The sequence below is a fragment of the Roseofilum halophilum BLCC-M91 genome (genome assembly GCF_030068445.1).
Taxonomy (GTDB): Bacteria; Cyanobacteriota; Cyanobacteriia; order Cyanobacteriales; family Desertifilaceae; genus Roseofilum; species Roseofilum halophilum.
This window is the reverse complement of sequence record NZ_JAQPOK010000037.1, coordinates 20514-27761: the sequence shown is the minus strand read 5'-3', so window position 1 is coordinate 27761 and position 7248 is coordinate 20514. Positions and strand designations below refer to the sequence as shown.

The 7248-nt window shown below is 47.9% G+C and carries 6 protein-coding genes; all 6 read right to left on the bottom strand.

Annotated features, from left to right (window positions below; genetic code table 11):
* Positions 1 to 252: 252 nt before the first annotated feature.
* A complete protein-coding gene (locus PJF56_RS22035) occupies positions 253 to 426 on the bottom strand; it encodes an SUMF1/EgtB/PvdO family nonheme iron enzyme (RefSeq protein ID WP_347179443.1) in 174 nt (57 codons plus the stop codon).
* A 21-nt stretch (positions 427 to 447) separates the two neighbouring features.
* Positions 448 to 1506 (bottom strand): RNA-directed DNA polymerase, encoded by a 1059-nt coding sequence (locus PJF56_RS04930; protein WP_283761532.1) that lies wholly within the window; start codon positions 1504 to 1506, stop codon positions 448 to 450.
* The gene (avd, locus tag PJF56_RS04925) at positions 1506 to 1853 is read right to left on the bottom strand and encodes a diversity-generating retroelement protein Avd (RefSeq protein ID WP_283761531.1); all 348 of its coding nucleotides are present in this window, start codon (positions 1851 to 1853) and stop codon (positions 1506 to 1508) included. The genes PJF56_RS04930 and avd overlap by 1 nt, the downstream gene beginning before the upstream one ends.
* 89 nt (positions 1854 to 1942) lie before the next feature.
* Positions 1943 to 4699: an SUMF1/EgtB/PvdO family nonheme iron enzyme gene (locus tag PJF56_RS04920; protein ID WP_283761530.1), complete on the bottom strand. Its 2757-nt coding sequence runs from the start codon at positions 4697 to 4699 to the stop codon at positions 1943 to 1945.
* A 443-nt stretch (positions 4700 to 5142) separates the two neighbouring features.
* The gene (locus tag PJF56_RS04915; RefSeq protein ID WP_283761529.1) at positions 5143 to 5700 is read right to left on the bottom strand and encodes a hypothetical protein; all 558 of its coding nucleotides are present in this window, start codon (positions 5698 to 5700) and stop codon (positions 5143 to 5145) included.
* Positions 5701 to 5849: 149 nt separating this feature from the next.
* Entirely contained in the window at positions 5850 to 6935 is a 1086-nt protein-coding gene (locus PJF56_RS04910) for a hypothetical protein (RefSeq protein WP_283761528.1), read from the bottom strand.
* Positions 6936 to 7248 lie beyond the last annotated feature (313 nt).

The window sequence follows — 7248 nt, the reverse complement described above, 5'->3', positions numbered from 1 at the left end:
ATGTTATGAGGTACAGTAATCGAAATGTTCCTTGAGAGTGTTGTCCCATGAAAAGCCTGAAGAATGGGCACTCTAGCGTAAAAAATGGTTTTCCCATTACCCATTACCCATTACCCATTACCGCGCGAAGCGCTGTAAAGTGGAATTGGACAACCTTTCGACTCATGTTCGCGAACATCACCTACTAAGCTGCCCAACGCCGGTTTATTTTCGGATGCTCTCGCGAACATCACAGGAATAGGTCTTGACTCTTCAGAAATACGCCCCATTCATTCCCATGAATGAGTTCTGACTGCGAAGAGTAATCGCCAAGGGACAAACCACGCGAAAACCGTAGTTCCTGTTCCTATTGTCCGCCGCATTCGAGTTGCGATACCGAGAGCGACAATTATCAGAATTGTTGTTCCAAGAACCCCCACGAAGCAGCCGGAGTTGCCTACCCCTTCTTTACTCCCTGGAAAACACCAGCGAAGCAAATATCTGTTGACGCAATCGCCAGGTGTCGCCATACTCCAGATGGGCACACCAGCTTTGCCAAGACTGTTGAATAGAGTCCATCTCTATTTTACCCTGAGCGTAATCATTTTGTAAGTTTCGCCATCGCCGTCTCCCTCGTCTCAGGTTTTCATTGCGAACCCGAATACAGTCGGGGAAAATACGAAACCCTAAGAAACTCGCTCCATGGCGAGTCAAAAACGTTTGACTTTTAATCGGGTGAATTTTTAGCCGCAATTGCACTAAATACTGTTCAATTTCCTCTCTCACTTCCCTGAGAAATTCGCGGTCATTGGAGAACAGAGCAAAATCATCCACATAGCGAACATAGGACTTTGCCCTAAGTTGCTCTTTAACAAAGTGGTCAAAGCCATTGAGATAGATATTGGCAAAAAACTGGCTGGTTAAATTGCCAATTGGTAATCCTCGCCTCCGCGCTAGAGGAGAGAGTAAATCATCTCCTGGAAAATGGTGAATGGTAACCGGTTGTTCATTACTATAGTCAATAATGGTATCAATAAGCCAGAGCGTATCTGGACATTTGATTTTTTTGCGGATTAACGATTTCAGGATTTCGTGGTCAATACTAGGAAAATATTTTTGAATATCGCATTGTAGAACATGATCGTGAGACCGGGCAAACCTGATAAAGCGTTTCAGGGCGCGGTGAGTGCCAAAACCTACGCGATTGGCATAGGAATCAGAAATAAACGTGCGATCGAACAAAGGTACAATAATATTACACAAGGCATGGTGAACCACCCGGTCTCGATAGGGAGCCGCAGAAATCATCCGCTTCTTCGGTTCCATGATGTAAAAGGTATTGTACTCTCCCGGCTCGTAGGTGTGGTTTTCTAACTCCTGTTTCAGTTGCCCTAAGTTCTGTTCCAAGTGATAATTAAACTCTAGTACCGAGTCCCTAAATCGCTTGCCTCGTTGCGCTTGTCGTGCCGCTTGCAGTAAGTTGCCGAACTCCACAATATCTGACCAAAGATAACCATAGCGTTTCATTAATTTTTCTCTCGTCGCTGCTGTTGTTTAATCCAACCGCCCAATTCCTTGCCAATCTCATTGATTAACCCTCCCACATATTCATAGCGCTCAACCGAAATTAAATCAAAATCTCGCAGTAAGCGAGTTTGATAGCGCAAGATTTGCAACTTACTGTTGAGGGGAATGAGAATTGTTAGTTTCTCCGATTCATATTGTGCTATAATTAAGCTCTCCAGTAAATCATAAAGTCCCAAAATTATTCGTTCTCCCAGGAGAAACTTGTGACTGCGAGGTAGGCGATTGAGAATGGGTACATACCATTTAATCAGATCGTAGGTTTTCTGGATAATTGACAGTTCGTTCATAGGGTGATTTTTGCCAAAAAATTTCCGCCTTCGGCGGAAGAAAGAAAAGTAAAGAAGTGTAAAGGCAAAAAGGAATAAAGAGAAAAGGGCTAGGTCGTCATCGCCAAGGGACAAACCACGCGAAAACCGTAGTTCCTGAGCCTATTGCCCGCCGCATTCGAGCCGCGAGACCGAGAGCGACAATTATCAGAATTGCTGAGCCAAGAACCCCCACGAAGCAGCCGATTTTTTTGTTGATTTCTTTCATCACTATTTGACCATATACTTCCATCGTTAGGTGCGCCTGTATAGTTGCTATGCCACTCATCCGCGCACCACTCCCACACATTGCCACTCATATCATAAATCCCCAACTCATTCGCCTTCTTCTTCCCCACATCATGGGTTTCGCTGCCAGAATTACCACCATACCAACCCACCTCATCCAGGTTATTACTGCCCGCATACTCATAACCCTGGCTCCGGTTTCCCCCACGGGCTGCATACTCCCATTCTGCCTCGCTCGGCAGCCGCACCGGTTGCTTAATCAGTTCTGAGAGCTTCTGACAAAACGCCTGAGCATCATGCCAACTCACCTGTTCCACAGGACGATTTTCGCCCTTGAAATGAGATGGATTAGTCCCCATCACCGCCTCATACTGAGCCTGAGTTATGGGATACTTACCCATGCGAAACTCCGGCACGGTTACCGCGTGAACCGGCGTTTCATCATCGTATTGCGTACTTCCCATCTGGAAAGTCCCCCCCTCCACATACACCAACTCCAAAGTAAGGTTACTGAGCGAAGCCGAAGGGTTACTGAGCGAAGTCGAACGGTTACTGAGCGAAGTCGAAGTAACCGGAATCGGAATACTCAGCGCCTGCCGTCGCTCCTCCTCCTCTCGTTTCCGGGCTTCCTCCGCTTCCTTCGCCTGCCGCCGCTCATCCCTCCACCACCGTTGCAACTCCTCATACTTCTGCACTGCACTCTCAGAACCCAACTCTACCGCCTCGGCATAATTCGCCAGCGCTGTCTCCACATCCTGCAACTGCCGATAAACATCCCCCCGCGCCTCATGAAACTTAGCCTGATTCGGTTGCAATTTCACCGCCTTATCCAAATCCGTAATTGCCTGCTGGAGTTCTCCCAACCCCCGATAGGCTAAACCGCGCTGATAATAGGCAATGGCGCGAGGAGCCAGAGTAATCGTTTGCTCGAAATCATACCGCGCCCCCTCATAATCCTGCCCTTGCAGACGTTTCACCCCGCGACGATAGCAAGATTGGGCAATATCCAGTTGCCGCAAGTCTCCCAGCACCGACAAACACTGATTCAACTTCGCCACATACCCCTCATCGGCAATATTCAGGGCACTCGCCAGAGTCTCCAGCGCTTCACCCGTAACCGGAAGTTGGCGCTGGGAAAGCCAACGCACAATAGACGCTGCCATCAACTGCTGACTTGGGCTAGAGTCGGGTAAATTCGAGAACGCCAAAGCCACATCCAACAGCAAACTCGGCACATCCAACCCCACTTCAGCCGACGCTTCTATCAACGCTTGATAGTGAGTCAGCACAATTTCCAGGAGCGGTTGCATCTCATAATCAGGCATCCCCTCGATAAACTCAGCCAGCAACTCCGGCATTTTCGGCACAGCGCCATGACGCAGCAAATGATAATCATCCAGCGCCATCCCTGCCGCCAGACAATGGAGTTGACTGAGATATTTCTTCAGCCGCGCAATACCCGAAGGCGTGGGGCGATATTCTAGCGTCACCTCCACATCCAGCGCCGCATACTTTTCTTCTTCCAGCAGTTGCATGAGATTAAACTCATTGGACTCATTTTCCTTAGAAGCACCAATCACTCGTTTAACATCTAAACCCCCTGCCATCAGTTTCTGTTTCTTCTCTTTCCACTCCCGCGCCAACTCTCGCTGCACATCATACATAAACTCTTTGTGGGAAAACTGGAATAAAACTGATTCCTTCTGCCAGTCCCGTTGTCCCGCATCCCAGGAAAACAGAGAAAAATTAAGCAAATCCCCCGCAACTTTCGACTCTAAAATAATCGTCGGCACAGCCGCAAACAGATAATGCAAGGAAAGCACCGCCGCCCCATCTTTCATCCGGTTCGTATCCCACAGTCCGGCAATCGGTTTCGCCGGGCGTTCCGAGTCCCGTTCCGGATAATGGCGACCCAGAAAATTGCTCAATTCATCCTCAATATCATTCGCCATCCGAGGCAGTCCCGAACCCGCATTCGGATAGCGGTCAAATTCCACATCTGGAGGCGAAACTACCACCAAAGGGGGAATCGGCAAACGGTCTTGATATTGCTCGTAATATTGCATCAGGGGTTTAGGTGGAGTCCGCCAAGGTTGGTTATCTAAAATGCGCCGCTCTTCATCATTATCTCGATTAATTTTAGCCGTCAAAAACGCCATAAACAAGCTAAATTCCTGCTGACTTTTTTGCAATTCCCGTTGCAATTCTTGCCGTTGCGCCTCTAGCCACCGTTCATGTTCAATGCGCGAGGCTAACCGGCGGTTTTCCGAGTCTTGAATATATCGCGTCAGGGCTTCTTGATGTTCCCTAGAGAGTTCGGCTTGTGCGGCTTGAAATTCTCGCGATAATGCCGCTTGCTCCGCTTCATGTTCCCGCCGTTGCTCTTGCAGCACATATTGCAATTTCAAGCCTTCCAATTGGATTTGTTGTTGCTTTTGGGCAATTTCCCGTTGCACCTCCTTGCGCCCTTCCGCAATCTCCCGTTGGGTATCAGTAATATTTTTGTTAGGCAAGAAAAGTGATTTCAGGACACCTCCTACGTTTCCCCAAAATCCTTTTTTTCCAGGCAGTGATTTCACGATCATTTCCTCCGATAATTTGGTAGGGTGCGTTAATGAAATGTAACGCACCATTTTTGGTGGGTTTAGCGAGAGGGTGGGGGCGGGTTTAGGGAAGTTTTGGGTGAGTTTTCTAGATTTGGGTAAAACCCGCCCCTACAAGGTGATTTCGTAGGGTGTGTTAATGAAATGTAACGCACCATTTTTCATGGGTTTCCGAGAGGGTGGGGGCGGGTTTTAGGAAGTTTTGGTTGAGTTTTCTAGATTTGGGTATAACCCGCCCCTACAGGATTTCATTTTTGATTTTGCATTTTTAATTTTTAATTGATTCACCATTTTTTGTGTGTTATCAAGGCGTTTTCCCTCAACCTAAATAACTCTCCCACGGGAGAGGGACTTTTGCTCCCCTTCTCCCGTGGGAGAAGGGGCTGGGGGATGAGGGCAACTGTTCATTGTTCATTCCCTCACCATGTGCGCGGTTCAAATCCTCTATCATTGGCAATTTCCACCGTATTGCCCGATGGATGAATCACAAATAAACCATTCTGATAAGCATAGCGGTCTACTCCTCGGTCAATTTCAATAGCGGCAACTGCTCCATAGGCGCGATAGGTTTGATAAGTGGGAAATGACTGTTTAAATCTTAGCAATTTATCTAAGAATTCATCCACATCATCTCTAGATAACCGAGATTTACACTCAACCACCACCACATCCGAACCATTCACGCCCAGGATATCAATTTCCATCGCTAATCCCTGTCTTCGCTGTCTTGCGCGAGAAAAAGTTTGGTCGATTTCAATGCCTCGCTCTTGGAATAATCGCACCACTGCTGGTTCCACTAATTCTTCCACAAATCGTCCCCAGCGCGTGGTTAATCCGGCTACTTCTTTACTGGTTTGAGCGACTGTTTTTTCTGGTTTTTTCAGGCGGCGGTCAGCTTCTTGCGAACGTCGGTCAGCTTCTGCTTGGGATGTTTGAAACAATTTGTAAATGTCGTCTATAGTTATGGGTTGACTCATAATTAATTCTCCAATTTCGTAGTGGTTTGTAGGTTGGGTTAAGCGGAGCGCAACCCAACGCGGGTCAGGTGATGTTGGGTTTCACTGCGTTCAACCCAACCTACGTTTTTGCTTGGGGGTAGGGGCGGGTGGATTGTTTTTTGTTTTGACTAACCTTGCTTGTAGATTAATAATGCTGCATCTGACCAGGTTCTGGCATAGCCTAAATCTTGTCCATGAGCATTGTAGGCATGATGATTATTACAATTCCAATTCCCGGCAACATTGCCACTATTCCAATAGAAAGTGTTACCGTTATACGTGCCAATTTTACCATTATCAAGATAAACTTTGTGGTAATTGTCAGTAGTAATCTTACAGCCAAAGGTCATGGATTCAGTGTTTCCTAAATGGCTGGTAAACCAAGAGGATTGATGGTGACTTTCTGTCGATGCCATATAATCATGACTGGCATCCATGGCGACTTGAAATTGCTCGACAGGAATCTCTACACCGCGCCCTTCTGGTGAACCCGAATCGTTGACAATAACATGGGTAATTTGTTGGGTTTGCGGGTCTATTTTTTCCCCAATGACTTGTACAATATGGTCGGCGGGTTGTCCTGCGAGTAAATGGGGGTCGATGATTTCGGGTAACCATTCGACAGTGGAATTAACGGCGACAAAAACCTCTTCACCCTGGCTTAATTTGGTGCTAATTTCCGTTAAATTTGCCCCCACATGGCTCTCGACAGGAACTTGGGCTTGATCTGCCAAAAGTTTGCCAAAGTCCTCACTAGGGGTTCCATGGGCGGAGTCGTACCAGCCGTGCTGTTGGGCATAGTGGCTCAGTTGCGCTTCTGAGTAGTGGTGATGGGTGAGATGTTCAAGAGCCGATTGCTGCGCGGCAATCCCACAGCTATAATCATTTTGCTGCTGATGCCAATAGTTCATTTCTTCGGCTGGATGTCCGATAACGGAGGATTGGTCTTGATCGGAGTCATAATGCTGGTGATTCCAATGATCGGTTTGTTCGTTATGGGTGCTATAAGGGTCTGGATCGCTCCTGGATGTGGGATCGCTGTGTAAGCTGGTGGTGGTATAGTCCCAACTGTGGGGTTGCCACTGGTGGGGATAGGGTTCGGGTGTACTGGTATCGGGTAGAGTGGGATGGAAGTCAGGATTGACATCCAGGGTGGTGTCGTAGTGGGTATCGAGTTGTGAAGACTGACTAGAATCGTCGGGGTAAGTGTTCATGGTGGTTAATGGGGGTGATGTCCTCTCCCTTTCATGTCCGAAGGAAAATCTCTCTCCCACGGGAGAGGGACTTTTGCTCCCCTTCTCCCCTGGGAGAAGGGGCTGGGGGATGAGGGCAACCATCGATTTACAAAGGGTTTGCCCTCTCCCTAAATCCCTCTCCCACGGGAGAGGGACTTTTACTCCCCTTCTCCCCTGGGAGAAGGGGCTGGGGGATGAGGGGATATACGCCGATTTTAGTTCCTTGGGAAAGGTGGGGTGACTCATTTTGCCCAAATTGCTCTCAAATGCTTACACTGTAAGCTATAGAACT